Here is an 18,166-nt window from a genome sequence, read left to right as displayed (position 1 = left end):
GGTCCTTTGGCCACGATGCCTGTTCCGCTGGGGTTCAATCTGAATTCAATCGATGAGGTGGAGCCATCTCCGTTCCGCGATTTCGACACATCGGATAAGGACATGGTCGAGCACTACTGTTCGACTATTGAGCAACTGGCTCAGTCCTGCCGCGGATTCAAAAAGAGATGCGGGAAAGAGAGCCCGGAAAATCTGGTCGACTCATTCTTAGACCTGGTCGATTCCTGGATAAGCGTCTCAAAGGCAGAGGAGATCTATTGCAGAGCTCAGTTCCGCTCGACTCTTCAGGATCTGATCCTCCAGGAGAGTATCTGCGGCCGTAAGTCATTGGAATTTGATGAGTTAAAGGCGCATGTGATGGCATCTCTGCAGCAGGAACTCCCTGGAAGCGCTCAAGCCTGGACAGGATGCCTTACGTTTGCCCCGCTTCGTTCCGGACTTATTCTTCCTCATAAGGTCGTATTTGTATTAGGGATGGATTCTGACTCATTTCCGGGGATAAACAACAAGAGCCTTTTCAATCTTCTGTCGGGCAGCAGAATCGCCGGTGATCCTGATCCGGTCAGTGATAACCGCTATATTTTTTTGGAACTTATCTGTGCGGCAGGGGAGAGCCTGATAATCTCCTATGTCGGCCAGGATATACAAAAAGACAGGATCATTCAGCCATCGAGCGTAGTAATCGAGCTTGCCTCAGCAGCATGCCTGTATCTGCCTGATCCTGAAAAGGGCCCCGAAGATCCCGGGGTGATTCCTCTGGTATCTCATGATTTGACAAAGGGTTACGATACTGAAGCTTCATGTTGGGATCCATCGGTTTCCAGGCTTGCTGAGCTGTCGAAAATCCACTCCGATGGAAATCATCGTAAGTACCGGCTTGATAACTCTTTAGAGCCGAGGGCCAAAGATGAACCGGTAGCCCCGTCAAAGCTTCGTACATCGGTTGGCGACATAGCCGGATTTCTGAAAAACCCGCTTGAATATCACCTGAAACGGTCTCTGGGGTTGAGGGATGAGCTTATCGATGAGACATCAACTGCCACCGATGAGCCCCTGGAGAGCGATTATTTTTCATTGTATTCCCTTAAAAGACAACTGCTTAGCCATTTGCTTCATCTTGCGTTCCCGCCTGTGGGTGAGCCTTGTTCCGATACTGATATCCTGGCAGATAAAGCCGCAGGAATTGCCCGGCAGCTCTTTGCGGAGATCTGTTCATCGGGCCTGGCGTCTGAGGGAGCATTTGCCAGAAAAGACCTGATTTCACTTCAGGAGTGGGCGGCCTCCGCTGCGGCAAGTGTAGGTTACATCGCGGACAAATACAAAGGTTACAAGCTCTACACTGATACTGATCATAACCTGCGTGATGACAAAGCCTTATCCGATTTTGTGTTTACCCATGACGGGAGAGAATTCAGGATAAGCGTGCAGATTCCTCTTGTGCTTCGGCAGGCTCTACCAGGAAAGCAGATTGTGATCATCAAACTGGGTGCGGATTTAGGGGATCTGATCAGGAATATCGATCTGTGGCTGTACTCTTTTATTTTTGCTCTGAACGGAAGCGAAAATATAGCTAACGTATTGATTAATAAGGATGATGCATCGATAGATACCGTTGACTGGACGATGCCTCAGCCCTGGGATGCTGCCGGGAGCGCGAAAGCGTGGATAGCGGAGATTATCCGGGAGATGCTGGAGAGGAGATCCTGTGAACATGCTCCGGCAGTCTGGTTTCAGAAGACTCTTGAGGAGATCATGAAGAGCGGATCGTTTGAGACCGGTAGTTTCCTGAAGCGCCTGAGGGAAAGAGCTGAGGATGAATCGGATTGGGATTCGGATTATCGTTTGTACTACCCATCAACTGATGCCTTCAAGCTCACAGAGGCGCGTTTCCCGGAAAGTGATGATACAGTAATGAGGGTGTTCAGCAGGCTTTGTCCTGTGTTAACCGGAAAGTTTTCAATTCAGGAAACATCGGACAAAGAGAGTGATCTCTCCGCACAGGTTCTGGAGGGTTCATTCAATGGGTAAGATCGATCTGAGCAGACACGGAGTAGTGGAGGCCCATGCCGGAACCGGTAAGACCTGGACAATTATCAATGAACTGGTTCTTCCCATGCTTACGGGTCAGGGATGCAGGCAGGCATCGATCAGCGAGATCATGCTTGTCACCTATACCGAGAAAGCGGCAGGTGAGCTGAAAAAAAGGATCCGGGAGGCGCTGGAGAAGAGGATAGAGGAGACAGGTGATAAGCCGGAAAACGCAGCGCTGCGGAATCATCTGCAAAGATGTCTCAATGATCTGCATGAAGCACTGATCGGAACAATTCACAGTGTCTGCCTGAGACTCCTTCAGAGCTATCCTTTCGAAACAGGGATGCAGTTCACAAGTGAGATGGTGGATGACAGGATGGGGCTTGAGGCCTGTCTGCGGGAGTCAATCCGTGAGGACTGGCCGGAGTGGGGTGTGGACATTTCGCAGTTTGCCGGCGCAGCGGATTTCGAGGGTGATTGGGGCATTGTCGCAAGAATTGTCAATACTGCTCAGGAGTGTCTCGATCCGGATACTGTGCTCTGTGCGGATAGTCTTGCTCCGGGAAGAGACCTGGATACAATCGAGAGTGATATCCGCAGGAAAAAGGAGCTTGTCGCAAGGGTAATCGGCATTATCCGGGAAAAGATTATCCCTGTGGAGAGGCTGGTAAAAGATCCAGCCGGTTTGGACCAGCCCAGGATCGATTACCTTAATGAAATATTCTCATTATGGAAGGGTGTACTGGGAAAGGGGACTTTCAGTTACAAGAGTGAAATCGCGGGTAAAGGCAGGAGAGGCCCGGATTTCCTGTCAAACAAGCTGGTCAAAGGCAATGCATCGGGTGTAAAGCAGAATCCGCTTATAAAAGAGGCTTGTCAGGCGTATAGCGATGTATGTGGCTCTGATGAACTGAAGCAGTGGGCAGAGATCGCCAATCCTGAGGCTGAACTGCTTCTTGCAGTTACCTTGAAGGCTGTTCCTGAAGTGTGCAGGCGATGGAGGGAGAAGAAGCGGCGTGAGGGTCTGATCTCATATCAGGATATGCTCCGTTTGACTTACGATGCAGTGAGAGAGAACGCGCAGTTCAGGACACTGCTCAGGTCAAAGATCCGCTATGCGATTATCGATGAGTTCCAGGACACCAGCGTTCTTCAGTGGGAGATTTTCAGGCGGCTTTTTGTGGATGAATCCAGAGATGGATTCTCGCCGCGGATATTCATAGTGGGTGATCCCAAACAGTCAATTTACAGTTTCCAGAACGCGGTTGTGGAGAGCTATCTCGATGCACGCGAATCGATTCTTGGTTTGCCGAAAGATCCCGGGGAGCAGATCTCCCTTAAATACAACTACCGTTCGCTTCCGGACCTTGTCGATGGATACAACCGGATATTTACCCGCGGGGAAGGATTTTTCCTCTCTGAGCGTATAAGTTACGATACTAAGAATCAGGTTTGCATTCCGAAAAGGGAGTGCTGCCCGGAAAGGATTCCACAGGAGCTGAATAAACCTGTGAGAATTGTTCCGCTCTGGGGGGCATCAGCACAGAGAATCCAGAGATACGCCGGGTATGTGAGTTCTGTGATCAGGTCGCTTAAGGGTCTGGAGATTCCAGTCCCTGAGGGTGACAAATGGGGAAAGATAAAACTCGATTTCAACCATTTCGCGGTTATTGCTGAGAGCCACAATCTGGCCGACAGGTTTCTGGGGATACTTCTTGACAATGGAATTCCGGCGGCAAAGTACAAGCAGGAGGGAGTGTTCAGCTCATCGATGGCTGTGGAGTTCAGGGCATTGCTCTCCGCGATAAACTCCGATGAAAGCAGCACATCAGAGAAGCTCAAGGCGCTGCTGACTGTTTTTTTCAATTATGCACCGGGTGAGATCGATCCTGACAGGGATCTCAGTATCGGTGGACCTGTCAGCACTCTTTTCAGGGAGTGGAAGGTTCTTCTCGAGAGGAGGGCGTTTCCGCAACTGTTCAGGAGTATCCTTGTCAGTACGAGAGTTCAGGAGCGCCTGATCAGGCTCCTTGACGGGGACAGGAAGCTAAGTGATCTTCGCCAGGTGATAGATTACTCGCTTGAGTATCTTATCAGAAAGCAGGGCTCACCTGGAGAGCTTATCGAGCATCTTGCGAACCTGGAGAGAGGAGTAGAGGATCCGGGACGGGATCAGAATCTCCATGCAAAGGAGAGTGACAGGGGCAAAGTGCAGGTGATGACAATGCACGCCGCAAAGGGGCTTGAGTTTCCCGTATGCTTCATAGTCACCAGCGGATCGAAGGACTTTAGAGGTATTATAAGAAAATGGACGCAGAATATTGAGGGAAATGACGGAATTTGCAGAAATTTGCTTCATGTGATGCCTGTAGTTTCCGAGAGGGAGCTGCAGAGGACACCTGAGGCTGAGGCAAAAGAGGAGATTGCCATACAGCAGCAGATCCAGGAGCGCCGCCGTCTTCTTTACGTGGCACTTACCCGTCCCAAAGCGCTTCTTTACATCCCGATGTACCTGAAGTCTACCGCTGATAACGGGACCCCCTGGAAAAACTGCGAGCTTCCATCACGTGCAGCGGACAAGGATCTCACTCCTGTCCTTCAGGAACTGGCTGATGAGTGCTGTGCGGATGAGAATAGTCCTGTGCAGATATGCATGCCTGTTTACACAGGCACCGGAACGGAGACTGATGGCGGAGGGTTGGTATCAGGGGTAAAGGATATCGATCTTGAGGCAAAACTTGCGGATGCTGAGAGAAGGGTATCCGAGGCACTTGTAAAGCTTAACCTCGCTGGAAGGCGTCGGATTCAGACAAGCTATTCCGCTCTTGCCCATGGTCATCAGGAGTCATCAGACCTTGGCGGCCGCCGTACACCAGATGATGACTCCATATTCTCTATTATCGAAGAGAAACCCGATGCGCTGTTGTCACTGCTCTTACCTGCAGGAAAACACACAGGCAGTGCCCTTCATGAGATACTGGAAGAGGCGATCTCACATAAGAGCGGTATCGGATGGGCATCAGACGGTGAGATTCCTGGTTTTCTTAAAGAAAAAGCGATAGAGATTCTGCGTTTTTACGGCATTGCAGCAGACAAGCCCGGCGAAGATGGATCAAAAGTTATTGAGCATGCACTGGAACTGGTGAGACGGGCTCTAAGCAGTACCTACAGTGTGCCTGAATTCGGTGATATCTGTTTGTCAAAGCTGGGCACAACTGACATGAGGGCAGAGGCTGAGTTTCATCTGGGAGTTTATCCTCACTGGGTCCTCGGGTATATGGACCTTGTATTCCGTGTAAAGAACACTGACGGCAGTTACAGGTATTTTGTGCTTGACTGGAAAAGCAACTGGCTTCCTGACTATGACAAGGCAAGTATCGAATCCAGTGTGATTGAGTCAAGGTATGATCTTCAGGCAAAAGTCTATTGCCATGGGCTGCATACCTGGCTTAGCGGTCTGTTAGGATCAGATTATGATCCATCGAGAAATCTCGGTGGGGCGGTGTATGTATATCTCAGGGGACTTGAGCAGGAGAGAGGGAATCCTGTTTGGTTTTACAAGGCAGAGCCGGAATCGGATGCGTTATTCGTTAAGAAAGAGGTTGAGAAGTTTGGTGGTCAGAGAATAAGTTGAGTTAGTAGGGTGTGAGGTTTTCTATAGTACAAATTTTTTATTAAGAGACAAGGAGGAGGTCTCCCCCTGGTTCCAGCCCGCTGAAGACTGCGGTCTTCAACCATCCCCTCTGTGTTGACGCAGTATTGTGCTCTGCGGGAAAATGTTACAACTTGGGTAACATTGGCTGGCTTCTCAGCCTTTACTGGTGGAAGAAGAGACGAATATTGTATACCGGAAAGAGGCGGCATTAATGCCGCCTCTAGCCAAGAAAAGCCCGGTGAACCGGGCTTGCAAGAAAAGGAAATATTATTGTTTTCTATTTACCCCGATTTACATACATTGGAGTGCAGTTGTTTTGTCATGCCGTCGTTATGTCATACTCTCATGCTGTCGTGTTGTCGAAATATTGTAATGTCGTACTCTGAAGAGATGCGGTATATAATTCTCGTTTCTTCTTCCACCAGTAAAGATTAAGAAGCCAGCCAGCCTTACCCGACTTGTAAATTTTGCCCGTTGGGAACTACTCTACGTCAACACGGAGGGGATAGACCAAGACCGGAGTCTTCGAACGGGCTTGGGCGTAAGGGGAGACTTCCCCTGCAAAAATTTTTAAATTCAGGAAATGTCTTGAACTATGATTAAGCTGATTAAGATGATTGACTCTGATTAAGAAAGGATTCAGAAATGAACGTAACACTAGCACATAGGGTAATAAGGTTATGGTCATTGGTTTTCTGTTTACTACTAAGGTTTTAGGATAAAGATACCGGAAAAAAAGTGTTATAAATGTATATTTTTCTAACGGACACTTCTGAATTTGGGTCCGTTTATTACAGAAGTGAGAACACAAATGCCTATACAAACCCAAAACCCGACCATTAAACCATCCATTCTGGCTCATATTCTCAAATCCTCACGCCGTCTGGGCGACCTCGAACTCCGCCAGGCCCGGTTCTTCTCCTCCTGCATCCCCGAGGAGACTCTCAGGGATGATTTCCATATCCTCATGCTCCTCCTTCTGGCGTGCCTTTACAAGGGATACCCTGCCGCAGGGGAAAAAGAGATGGTCGAATGTGTCGAGGGAATATCTGATGTCAGTATTCCGGGAAGTGAAAATGCATCGGAGGTCTCTTCGCTGCTGCAGAATCCATCATCTTTGCCCGATGCGGTAAAAGACTGGTTTCATCGCATAACAGATGAGAACGTAATCGGCTCAATGGCTCCGCTTGCGGGTGTAGCTTTAAATGACGAGGGTAACTGGCAGCCGCTTGTTGTCTATGATAAAACCCGGAAGTCATTCAGTTTTCAGGCATATTTTATCAGTACAGACATGCTCTCTGCCGCGATTCCTGAGATGCTCAAAGCAGAGAAGACCGGGCTTGATATCAAAAAGGCAAGGGCAGTCTTATCCAACTCCTTAAAGGTTGCTTTTGCAGGCCGCAGTGCGCATGTTCGTCAGGTACTTGCCGGGATAATCTCTCTTATGCACAGGTTTACTGTTATTTCAGGAGGGCCCGGCACCGGCAAAAGCACCGTTGTGCATCTTGTCATAAGGGCAGTTTGCGAATACTACGATATTCCTCCTTCCGCTGTTATACTGTGTGCGCCCACCGGAAGGGCAAAGGCACGTCTTCTGGAGGCTGTGACACGGAATCTCTCTCAGGATGACCCTTTTGCATCTGTTCAGGCGCGCACTCTTCATTCCCTCTTAAGAATCGGCAGGGAGGGAAAACCTCTTTACAATAAAGATAACATACTTCCATGCAAGCTGGTTGTTGTGGATGAGGTGAGCATGGTTGACATGAGGCTTTTCGCTCAGCTTATCGATGCGCTCTCTCCCGATTGCCGTCTGATACTTGCCGGTGACATGGATCAGCTTCCTCCGGTCGACGCGGGTGCGGTTCTTGGTGACCTTACATCCAGGCTTGCGGCAAACTCCGGGCAGGCATCCATTTCAAAGGAATCTCTTGCCCTGGCTGAGAAGATACTCTCAGGGCTCGATCAGGTTGAGTCGGTGGATGAGCTTTATTCCGCTCAGACGGATAAAGAGAACATGATGGTGGATCATGCTGTTTTTCTTACACGTAATTACCGTTCCGACAAGGGCATAATGGAATGGTGGGAGGGGTATTTCAGCGGTAAAGTAAAGAAGGATTCCTCATCGGTGGAGTATCTTTCCGGATCTGACCTGGAGAACCGTTTCACGGAATGGACAGAGAGATACATGGATGAGGTCTACAAACCCTGGAAAGAGAGTTTACGTCCTTTACTTATAGACAAAAATACCGGAAACAGCATGTCTCTTGCGGCTGATCTAAGGAAACTGATCGGGGTACGAAGGTTGTTGTGTTGTGTCAACGAGGGAAGCTATGGGCGCAACAGGGCAAACAGTGATTGTGATGCGATCTTCCGCAGGCTGAAGGGAATGACAGGTAGAATTTACAGATGGCATGACGGGCAGCCGGTGATAGTAAATCGCAATCAGGAGAATCTGGGGCTTTACAATGGAGATCTGGGGATTGTACTGGAGGACGATGAGGGGCTTTGGGGGTGTTTCCCGGTGCAGGATGGGGTGCTGAGAGTGCCTGTGGAGAGGATAAGTGATCTGGATCAGGCGTATGCTATAAGCGTGCACAAATCACAGGGCTCAGAGTTTGAGGAGATCATGCTTCTTGTCCCCGAGAACTCATCGATGCCTGTTTCCCGTCAGCTTATCTACACCGCAATCACCCGGGCAAAGCACAGGGTGTGTATAGTGGATCCGGGAAAATTGATTTCTAATGAGAGCCTGCTGCCTGTTGAGGAAAGGTATAGCTTGCTTAGTGAGATACTCTGAAACATTTTAATCTTTGAAAGAGCGTGATTTGACTTTTATACCGAAAACCTGAAAGGGCGATTTATTGGTCTATAAATTGCCTGCTCAATTCCAGGAGGAGGAAAAAAGATGGAGATACTGTTAAACATACTGATCCTTGCCGGAATCATCTACGTTATCGACCTTTTGCTTCCTGCGGTTCACGTGGATAGCATAGGTACAGCACTAGTTGTCGCGATCGTTTACAGCCTGATCAATTTTCTTCTGGGCTGGTTTTTCACCTTCATTACCTTCCCACTCATTTTTCTCACTTTAGGCCTTTTCAAATTCGTTATCAACGCCATTTTTCTCTGGCTCACCGATAAGCTCATAAAAGGGTTCCGTATTGACGGTTTCGGGTGGACCCTTGTGACGGCGCTGCTGATTTCGCTGGGGAGTACGCTCGTGCATTCGTTGATCAGGTTTTAGGGGCTTTTTGGACGACAAAACGACAGCACGACAACACGACAATACCAGAGAATGAGGTGGCAGGTTATCTAGTCCATAATGTCCATACCGTCCATACAAATAATAATTTCTTTTCCCGCCAGTAAAACCCCGATAAATCGGGGTAAATAGAAAACAATGAGATTTCATTTTCTTGCAAGCCCGGTTCACCGGGCCTTTTTTGGCTAGAGGCGGCATTAATACCGCCTCTAGCTTCCCACGCATTACCTCTTAAAAACTGGTACCTTTTTTGCACCATCAAAGGGGGGTGCATATTATCCGGTCCCCAAAAAAAGGACAAATCACAATGGTTCTTCTCGAATACCTTCTAAACATCTCCGTTCTCCTATTCCCAATCGCCAGCATGCTCGCCGTGGGGCTCAATTTTTCGTTTATGCACATAATAAGACCCATGCGATATCCGGATCGGGTATTCCGGGCGCTCGTTTCCAATTTTGTTCTTGTGCCGCTGCTTGCAGTTGGAATCTCACGTCTCCTGTCACTTGATCCTCCATTGGAAGCTGGAGTTATCCTGGTCGGGACCGCTGCAGGTGCGCCATTTCTTCTTAAGTTAACTGGGGTCGCCAATGCCGATGTGAGGCTGGGTGCATCACTTCTTCTCCTTTTGATGCCCCTCACAGTCGTATACATGCCCCTGGTGGTGCCGCTGCTGCTCTCCGATATATCGGTGAGTGCCATAAATATTGCAGTGCCTCTGATTTTGACCATGATATTACCATTGATTGTCGGGCACACACTGGACTCAACGGCACCATCGCTGGCAAGACGCCTGCAGCCAATAGCCGCCAAGACCTCGACTATAGTGCTGGTGGTCTTGATTTTCTCAACTGTGGCGCTCAATGCGGGTCTTTTCTGGGATCTGGGTATTACTGCAATCACTGCGGCAGTTCTCCTCACTGCTGGCGGATTTTTCATGGGATATCTTTTAAGCAGTTCGGGCTTCAACCGTCGTGCAGTGATGGGCCTGGGTGCGGGGCAGCGCAACATAGCAGCAGCCCTGGTTGTCGCATCCCAAGATTTCACTGACCCAAAGACACTCTCCATGGTTGTCTTATTCTCTGTGGTCGACCTGTTGGTACTGTTTCCTATCGCATTGTATTTACGCCGGGGTTCGCCGCTTTCCCAGCCTCCGGGCAATGTGGGCCGTACTGTGTCTGTTCAAGGGTAGAGGCTGGAAAGTCATATCAGTCATTCTTATAATGAAAACTCTCGTATCCGGCATGCAGAAATGACTGCCGCAATTCTTTGTCAATTTAACCGGTTCTTACTGTAAGAGAATCTGATACCGGAGAAATGCTTGATATTTAAGGTTTATAAGAATCTGAGAAACAGTAAGGAGAGAGAATCATGTCAAACCATATTCCGCGTGAGGTGCTTCCGATTCCACGTCACAGGCAGGCGAGCTCAGCGATGTACGATTACAGGGATCCTGAGGCCAGGTACAAGCCGATAGCTCCTTTGCGTCCTCCAGAAGGGGCGCCTAATATATTGCTTGTTCTGCTTGATGATGCCGGGTTTGGTTCGAACAGCGCTTTTGGTGGCCCCTGCCGCACACCTGTATTTGAGCGGCTTGCCAATAATGGTCTGCGCTATACCAGGTTCCATACTACTGCATTGTGTTCACCGACCCGTCAGGCCTTGTTGACCGGCCGCAACCATCATTCTGTAGGGATGGGTGTTGTTTCCGACATGGCAACTACCGCTCCGGGGTACACATCACAACGGCCAGATTCTGCTGCAACCATCGCTGAAGTACTGAAACTGAACGGGTATTCAACCGCGCAGTTTGGCAAATGTCATGAGGTCCCGACATGGGAGTGGAGCCCGATGGGGCCTTTTGACCGATGGCCGACAAACAGCGGATTTGAGTACTTCTATGGCTTTATCGGAGGTGAAACGAACCAGTTTTACCCCAGTCTTATTGAGGGCACGAAGGCCATGAATCCTGGTAAAACGCCGGAGGAGGGGTACCATCTGAGTGAGGATCTTGCGGAGAAAGCATGTCGATGGATAGGGCAGCAGCGCTCGCTTGCACCTGACAAGCCCTTTTTCCTCTATTTTGCTCCGGGTGCAACACATGCGCCGATCCATGTTCCTGAGGGTTGGCGCGACCGCTACAAAGGAGCTTTTGATGAGGGTTGGGATGTGCTTCGGGAAAAAACATTTCATCGCCAGAAAGAGCTTGGGGTGATTCCGAAGGAGTGCGAGCTTACGCCAAGGCCGGAGGGTATCCCTGCCTGGAACGATATCTCAGAAAAGATGAAACCTGTGTTGATCCGTCAGATGGAGCTTTATGCCGCGTTTCTTGAACATACGGATTACTGTGTCGGGCGGGTGGTTGACATGATAGAGAGTATGGGTGAGTTGGATAATACTCTGATCTGGATTATAACCGGTGATAACGGCGCATCGGGTGAAGGTACACTTAACGGGACCTGGAATGAGTCTCTGACTATGACCGGGATGACAGATATCGAGACGCCTGAGTTCCTGCTTGAACATCTCGATTCACTTGGAACCTCTGAGTCATATCCTCAGTACTCTCTAGGATGGGCACATGCGATGGATACGCCGTATCAGTGGACAAAGAGGGTTGCTTCACACTGGGGTGGTACACGAAATGGTCTGATTGTCCACTGGCCGGGTGGAATAAAGCCTCGCGGTGAGCTCCGTCATCAATTCCATCATGTAATAGATGTCGCACCGACATTTCTTGAAGTCGCAGGACTACCGCATCCATCGATTGTCAACGGCCATGAACAGCAGCCGATCGAGGGTGTCAGCTTGGTTTACACATTTGATTCTCCCAATGCACCTGGCAGACACGAGACACAGTATTTCGAAATACTGGGTAACCGGGGTATCTATCATCTGGGCTGGACAGCATCTACCGCGCACAATCCTCCTGTTCTGGTTCATCAGAAGCGAGACTTGGATGACGATATATGGGAACTTTACGATACGAATACCGACTGGTCCCAGGCGCATGATCTGGCGCAGAAATACCCGGAGAAACTTCGTGAGCTTCAGTGCCTATTCCTCAGTGAGGCCGCGAGACATAATGTTTTACCGCTTGATGACCGGACTGCGGAACGTGCGGATCCTGATCGCGCGGGACGTCCTGTATTGCCAGGTTCACGCAGGCAGAGATTGTACCCTGGCATAGGCAGGTTGAATGCTTTCTGTGTAATAAATACGAAAAACAAATCTCATCGGGTAACAGCGGAAATAATCGTGCCCGGTAATGGCTGTGAAGGGGTGATTGTGGCCCAGGGAGGTTTTCCGGGCGGATGGTCCCTTTACACAAAAGAGGGGCTGCTGAAATACTGCTACAATTTTTATGGAATCGACCTATTTCATGTAAAGAGTGCTGAACCGATCCCGGAAGGAAAGCATCTTGCGGGGATGGAGTTTAAGTACGATGGTGGTGGTGTAGCGAAAGGAGGTACTGTTCATCTTTTTGTAGACAACCGGATCGTGGGGGAAGGCCGTGTTGGGAGAACTCAGCCGCTTCCGTTTGCAAGTGATGAACCGCTGGAGATCGGCAGTGACAATGGGTCACCTGTTACTTCTGATTACAGTATCCGTAATTTCATCGGTGAAGTTAACTGGGTTGAGATAGAGATTCCCGAAGGAGCTGTGGACAACAGCAGTGAGATTTCCGGTGAACAGCGGTTGAGAGCTGCCCTGATTACAGATTAGTCAAATAGGATACTCTTATTTGTCTTGATTAAAAGCAAGGAATCGTTTCTTAATCCGGATAGGGAATTAGGTACTGGTTATGAATGTCAATTCAGAAAACAATAATCTGTCCAGCGAAACCGGGGCTTGTCAGGTAATGATAAAACCTGTCGGGCCGGCCTGTAACTTATCATGCAGATACTGTTACTATACGCAAAAGTGCGGTGCAGATGGCTCAGGCAGCAAGGAGATGATGAGCGAAAATCTTCTGGAACTGTTCTTCCGCCAGTTGTTTTTGTCATACAGTGGAGAATGTGTATCCATAACCTGGCATGGAGGAGAACCCCTTTTAAGGGGTATCGATTTTTATAAAAAAGCCATGGAGCTGCAGAGAAGGTATGGTGATAGGAGACTGGTGGAGAATTCTATTCAGACAAATGGAGTACTGGTTGATGAAAACTGGTGCCGTTTTTTTCATGAGAACCGTTTCCTGGTGGGACTTTCCATCGACGGGCTGGAGCATGTTCACGACCGGTATCGAAAGGACAGAAGTGGAAAAGGTACTTACTCCCGGGTAATGAGGGCGATGAGTCTTTTTCAGAAGCATGATGTTGAGTTCAATACCATATCTACTGTAAATGATTACAGTTCACAGTATCCATTGGAGATTTATCGCTTTTTAAAGGAGAGCGATGTTCATTTCATGCAGTTTATACCGGTAGTGGAGTGTATTACCTGCCATTCTGAAGGGGCACAATCACGGACAATTCCACCCGGAGCGCGTACCGGTAAACCGGTTGCGCCCTGGTCGGCAAAGCCATTGGATTACGGGCGTTTTCTGGTGAGAATTTTTGAGGAGTGGGTTACCAGTGATGTAGGCAGGTACTTTGTTCCTTTCTTTGATGCTGTCCTTGGCAACTGGTGTGGCGTAGATGCTTCATTGTGTGTGATGGCAAAGGAGTGTGGTAAGGCGGTAGTACTGGAGAGTGATGGCAGTCTTTATTCGTGTGATCATTATGTTTTTCCTGAGTACAGGCTGGGAAACATAAAGCAGAAGAGTTTTCCGGAACTTCTGCACTCCGGCAGGCAGAAGCGGTTCGGGCGATCTAAACATGAACAATTGACATCTGATTGCCGGAAGTGTGAGTATCTTTTTCTTTGTCATGGCGAGTGTCCGAGGAACCGCTTTGTGGTTTCTCCTCATGAGAAGTTTGGTCATAACTATCTTTGTGAGGGGTTGAAGCTGTTTTTCAGGAAGACTGAGCCGTCGATGCGTTACATGCGTAATGAACTGATGAATGGCCGTCTGGCGGAAGGTGTTATGGACTGGCATCGAAGGTTAAATTCAAACGTGAAGGCACAGGTTTTTTCAGAACATAAAGGGTAATTGTGCTGATCTCTTTTCATGATACTGTTTTACATGGAATTGGAAGTGCATGATGGCAGAAGAAAAGAATGGTAAATTGAAGCCGGCAAGCCGCCGTGCACACATGGCAAACGAGCGTACTTTCCTTGCCTGGATAAGAACCTCCATAGGGGTAATAGCTTTCGGCTTTGCTGTTGAGAGGTCTGCATTTATAAGTTCACTGGAACAATCCTTGTCCCGGAGTCTCACTCGTTTTGCGGGGTTTGTACTGATGGCATTTGGAGTGATGATCTCAGCGTTTGTGTTTATCAGATATGTTATTGTTGAAAAAGAACTTGACAAAGGATTGTATAGACCCAATATGTTCCTTACATCGGCAGTGGCATCTTTTGTGGTTGCAATCGGATTGTTTCTGATCATCATATTGTTGGCAGGTGAAGTATGATATGCAGAGGGAATATTTTACCACTCTTTTAACATTGGTAACTGTCTGGCTCGACCTTTTAATAAGGTTATGGTCATGAGAGGCGGCATTAATGCCGCCCTCGTACCCTCGCACTCTCGTACCCTCGTACCCTCATCATATGTGAACAGAAAGAGTTGCCAAACCACAGGTACCATTTTAAAATGTAATCTGCGGGTTTTTGGGCAAGTGGAATGCAGAAACTGGTCGATGACGGGTATCCTATGGAAATTGAGAAAAAAAAACGGCTCCTCAGAGAACTGAGAGAACTGGCAAAGATAGCTCGGGAAAGAGAAAACCAGAAGGAAATTATCAAGCTGAAGAATAAATTCCTGGAATGGGAAAACGGCGCTCTTGACCATAATAACCTGCCTGAAATTATCAGGGAATCACATGAAATCATCAGTCGCAATATCTGGAAAGCCCATGATTTTGACGATGATTTTATAGTGATAAGAGCCGTTTACAAGAATATTATCGGCAAAGAGGAACTGAGTGAGGAACTTTACGAATACTTAAGGGAAAAGATCGATAGATTGAAAGATGTGCTTGGAAATTTCGAAGATTGATTATTGATACTACTTTCAGGACAGTTGCCTGAAAACTGAGAACCTGTACTCTGCTACTCTTTGCTGATCACCATCAATGATTTAAGGTTGACTGTCTCAAATTCTTTTTTAATCGTTCTTTTAATCCTGTCAAGGTTCTTCCTTAAAGGGCATACCTTCTGTTTTTTACAGGGGAGTTTCTTAAAAACACACTCGTTGTTTTCGAGACCATCTCCGAAAATAGACATTATGTCGTACAAGGAAATATCTTCCGGTCTGCGGGTAAGCTGAAAACCACCGTTTTTGCCTTTCAATGAAACCAGAATACCGCCAAGCTGAAGCTGCTGGAGAATGCCCCTGAGGAAGGCGTAAGGCATGTCAAGTTCCCCGCAGAGTTCTGTCACTGAAACGGGATATTTTTTCGAAGCGATGTAACACAGAGATGAAACTGCATAATCGGTTTTACGTGTAATTAGTTTCATTTTCCCCTTAGCCCTGGGTTGAACTTATTGTCCAGCAGAAATTTCGGGTTGATGCCTGCATTGCTTATCAGATGAAAATACTTTATCACGATAACAGAATGTATTATTAAGGAACAAGTTCAGGAAAACAGTGATATTTAGTTTAGTATGAATATAATATGATATTTAGATTGTATCAAATAGATATCAGTGCTGTAAAAAACGATGAGAGCTATTAAACTTCCTCTTTGCCTGTTACCATCTGCAATAGTTTCCTTGATGTTGAGCATCCACTTTCTCCGGCTGTCTGACTACGGATGGGCGGTTTTATGTCTTCTTTTTTTCACTTTGCTTCTTTTTTCACGTAAAAGATGGGTGTGGATCATCTTCCAGGGTTTCCTTCTTGCCGGAATTCTGGTATGGGTTTACAACGGTACGGAAACAATTGCTCAGCAGGTCTCAATGGGTGAACCGTGGGGAAGAACCGCTGTCATGATGTCAATGGTTTGTGTACTGAGTGTTTTAGCATGGTTATTTCTCCGGGTAAGAGAAGTGCGGGCACACTATGATGGCTCAGCGGAAAATACTGTGACAAGTACTGTTGCCTTTTTCCTGACATTTCTTATCTGCTCATTTCCTCAGGCTCTCATGCATGACCCGGTTCCGCTTATGGCCGAGAGGTTTATAAAAGGAGGCGGATGGATTGAAATTTTCTTTTTATCACTTTACTCGGCATGGCTGGTTGAGAAAATAATCATAAGTGATAAACCTGGTAAGATCCGAGGTAGAATATGGACTGCTTTTTCAGTTGTTTTTTTCCTTCAGGCAGCCCTCGGGATTTCCGGCTTTGAAAAGTTTCTTATGACCGGGTCTCTTCACTTGCCGGTACCTGCATTGATAGTGGCCGGCCCGCTGTATCGGGGGGAGGGTTTTTTTATGTCTCTTCTTCTTTTGTCAACACTTATCCTTGTGGGGCCTGTATGGTGCTCCTGGATTTGTTACATAGGAAACTGGGACTTTCTGGCATCAAGAAGCAGGAGAAAACCCGCAGAGCTCCCCGGGTACTACAACCATATAAGAATTTCTCTGTTTGCGGCTCTGGTTATAGTCACACTGTTTTTAAGATTCAGCGGATTCAGTACGTCATTTGCCGTGATTTGTGGTGCAGCTTTCGGACTATGCGGAGTTGCGGTAATGATACGTATTTCCAGGAAAAAGGGGATTATGGTACACTGTACAACCTATTGCCCGACAGGTCTTATCAACAACCTGGTCGGGAAAATCAACCCTTTCAGAATACGAATCGGAAATGGCTGTATCGATTGTTTTTCCTGTATGAGGGCATGCAGGTATGGGGCTTTGACAAAAATCAGTATCAGGAAGCGCAGGCCAGGATTGACCTGCACACTCTGCGGTGATTGTGCTGCAGCCTGTAAAGACTCTCGTATTGGCTATCATTTCCCCGGAATCTCATCGGTTGCAGCCCGGAAAGCTTTTCTGACCCTGGTTGTGGTTTTGCATGCAGTGTTTCTGGGGATGGCGAGAATTTGAGGGTCGGATTGGTTCTGAAATGAGGAGAACCAGGATTCCGGCAACCGGCATTAGTCGTGTTATTGGGTTGTCGTTTTGTCTTCCTGGTGTGCGATAATTGTATGGATGGTATGGACTAGATGCTCCGGCACCTTATTCCTTCGTATTGTCGCAGTGTCGTGTCCACGTTTTGTCGTGCTGTCGTACATTCCCTGCCTTCAACACATTTTTTTCCTGAACCTTAGTATCTGTCCGATAAACCTTAGTAGTAACAGGGATCAACGCACACACAAACCTTATTACCTTATTCTTTCCACCTTTTACTAATGTGTCCTGGTAATTATTGTCAAAACAAAATGTGTGTACAGGTTATGGTATTCGATTTTAATAAGGTTAGGGTCATTGGTTTTCCTTTTTGCTACTAAGGTTTTTAAGACAGATACTAAGGTTTAACAGATACGAGGTTTTAGAGATAAAGTGGGTTAAAAAAGATTGCCTCGTTATAAGTCTCTGGAAACAGGTTCTGTGCTTTCCTGTGACTACGGAGTAAATATCAGAACCGCTTTTATTTCCGGAAAAATTTCTTCTGTATTCCTTACCCCTGCTTTTTGACAGATTCAACAAAGACCCTGTATTCACTGGAAATATTACTGAACTCTGCATTGACATCCTGGAACCGTGAAAAAAGCTGTCCGATTTGTGTATCAGAAAGGCTGCGGTTCATCCAGGGATAAAGTATCTCATCTTCCTTATTTATATGCTCTGTCAGGAGATCTCTGTATGCGGTCAGGTTCTTCTCAAGAGATACCCAGTCATTACTTTCAAGACTCCTCCGTGCTTCCTTCACATACACCCGTCCCGTCTCATGCTCTGTGATGAAAGACTTTATTATATCGGAATCGCTGTCAAAATAACCAAACAGGATCTTTTCCTCCTTGGCATGATGAAAAGCGTCGGCATAGTTACGGATAAAATCGATACCTTTGGCGATCAATCCATGGTTGCTCTGTGATTCAAGCAGAGATGGAATAGATGCAAGGAAGTCTTTTATGACTGTATGTTCGATCACAAGCTCTCTGATGGGAGGAGCGAGATTGGTCCGGTTGGTCTGCTTTTCCTTGCGTTCAATAGCGGGTATGACTGCATTC

Annotated in this window: 12 protein-coding genes; 10 read left to right on the top strand and 2 right to left on the bottom strand. The window is 47.6% G+C overall.

Going from position 1 to position 18,166, the window contains the following annotated elements:
- The 9 genes from GX089_17340 to GX089_17300 form a co-directional block, all read left to right on the top strand.
- Positions 1 to 2,028 (top strand): hypothetical protein (locus tag GX089_17340; GenBank protein NLP04261.1); only part of this gene is annotated, 2,028 nt, incomplete at its 5' end.
- On the top strand, positions 2,021 to 5,665 hold the full coding sequence (locus GX089_17335) for a UvrD-helicase domain-containing protein (GenBank protein ID NLP04260.1): 3,645 nt from the start codon (positions 2,021 to 2,023) through the stop codon (positions 5,663 to 5,665). The genes GX089_17340 and GX089_17335, both read left to right, overlap by 8 nt.
- Positions 5,666 to 6,497: 832 nt before the next feature.
- On the top strand, positions 6,498 to 8,483 hold the full coding sequence (locus GX089_17330; GenBank protein ID NLP04259.1) for an AAA family ATPase: 1,986 nt from the start codon (positions 6,498 to 6,500) through the stop codon (positions 8,481 to 8,483).
- A gap of 108 nt (positions 8,484 to 8,591) precedes the next feature.
- Positions 8,592 to 8,930 carry a phage holin family protein gene (locus GX089_17325; protein ID NLP04258.1) on the top strand — a complete coding sequence of 113 codons (339 nt, stop codon included), beginning with the start codon at positions 8,592 to 8,594 and terminating at the stop codon, positions 8,928 to 8,930.
- A gap of 325 nt (positions 8,931 to 9,255) precedes the next feature.
- Positions 9,256 to 10,137: a transporter gene (locus GX089_17320; GenBank protein ID NLP04257.1), complete on the top strand. Its 882-nt coding sequence runs from the start codon at positions 9,256 to 9,258 to the stop codon at positions 10,135 to 10,137.
- A 179-nt stretch (positions 10,138 to 10,316) separates the two neighbouring features.
- Positions 10,317 to 12,671 carry an arylsulfatase gene (locus tag GX089_17315; protein ID NLP04256.1) on the top strand — a complete coding sequence of 785 codons (2,355 nt, stop codon included), beginning with the start codon at positions 10,317 to 10,319 and terminating at the stop codon, positions 12,669 to 12,671.
- A gap of 79 nt (positions 12,672 to 12,750) precedes the next feature.
- Positions 12,751 to 14,037, top strand: a complete 1,287-nt coding sequence (locus tag GX089_17310; GenBank protein NLP04255.1) for an anaerobic sulfatase maturase — start codon at positions 12,751 to 12,753, stop codon at positions 14,035 to 14,037.
- 49 nt (positions 14,038 to 14,086) lie between these two features.
- Positions 14,087 to 14,461 carry a DUF202 domain-containing protein gene (locus tag GX089_17305; GenBank protein ID NLP04254.1) on the top strand — a complete coding sequence of 125 codons (375 nt, stop codon included), beginning with the start codon at positions 14,087 to 14,089 and terminating at the stop codon, positions 14,459 to 14,461.
- Positions 14,462 to 14,673: 212 nt separating this feature from the next.
- Positions 14,674 to 15,048, top strand: coding sequence for a hypothetical protein (locus GX089_17300; GenBank protein ID NLP04253.1), 375 nt, complete (start codon positions 14,674 to 14,676; stop codon positions 15,046 to 15,048).
- Between the two features lie 53 nt (positions 15,049 to 15,101).
- On the opposite strand, the gene GX089_17295 is transcribed toward GX089_17300, so the two are convergent.
- Positions 15,102 to 15,509: an Rrf2 family transcriptional regulator gene (locus GX089_17295; GenBank protein ID NLP04252.1), complete on the bottom strand. Its 408-nt coding sequence runs from the start codon at positions 15,507 to 15,509 to the stop codon at positions 15,102 to 15,104.
- Positions 15,510 to 15,713: 204 nt separating this feature from the next.
- Here GX089_17295 and GX089_17290 point away from each other — a divergent pair, with 204 nt between their 5' ends.
- A complete protein-coding gene (locus GX089_17290; protein ID NLP04251.1) occupies positions 15,714 to 17,039 on the top strand; it encodes a 4Fe-4S binding protein in 1,326 nt (441 codons plus the stop codon).
- Between the two features lie 574 nt (positions 17,040 to 17,613).
- On the opposite strand, the gene GX089_17285 is transcribed toward GX089_17290, so the two are convergent.
- A partial coding sequence (locus GX089_17285; protein ID NLP04250.1) for a hypothetical protein occupies positions 17,614 to 18,166 on the bottom strand: 553 nt, incomplete at its 5' end.

Origin of the sequence: Fibrobacter sp. (assembly GCA_012523595.1) — a bacterium.
Taxonomy (GTDB): Bacteria; Fibrobacterota; Chitinivibrionia; order Chitinivibrionales; family Chitinispirillaceae; genus JAAYIG01.
This window is presented reverse-complemented; position numbering and strand designations above follow the sequence as displayed.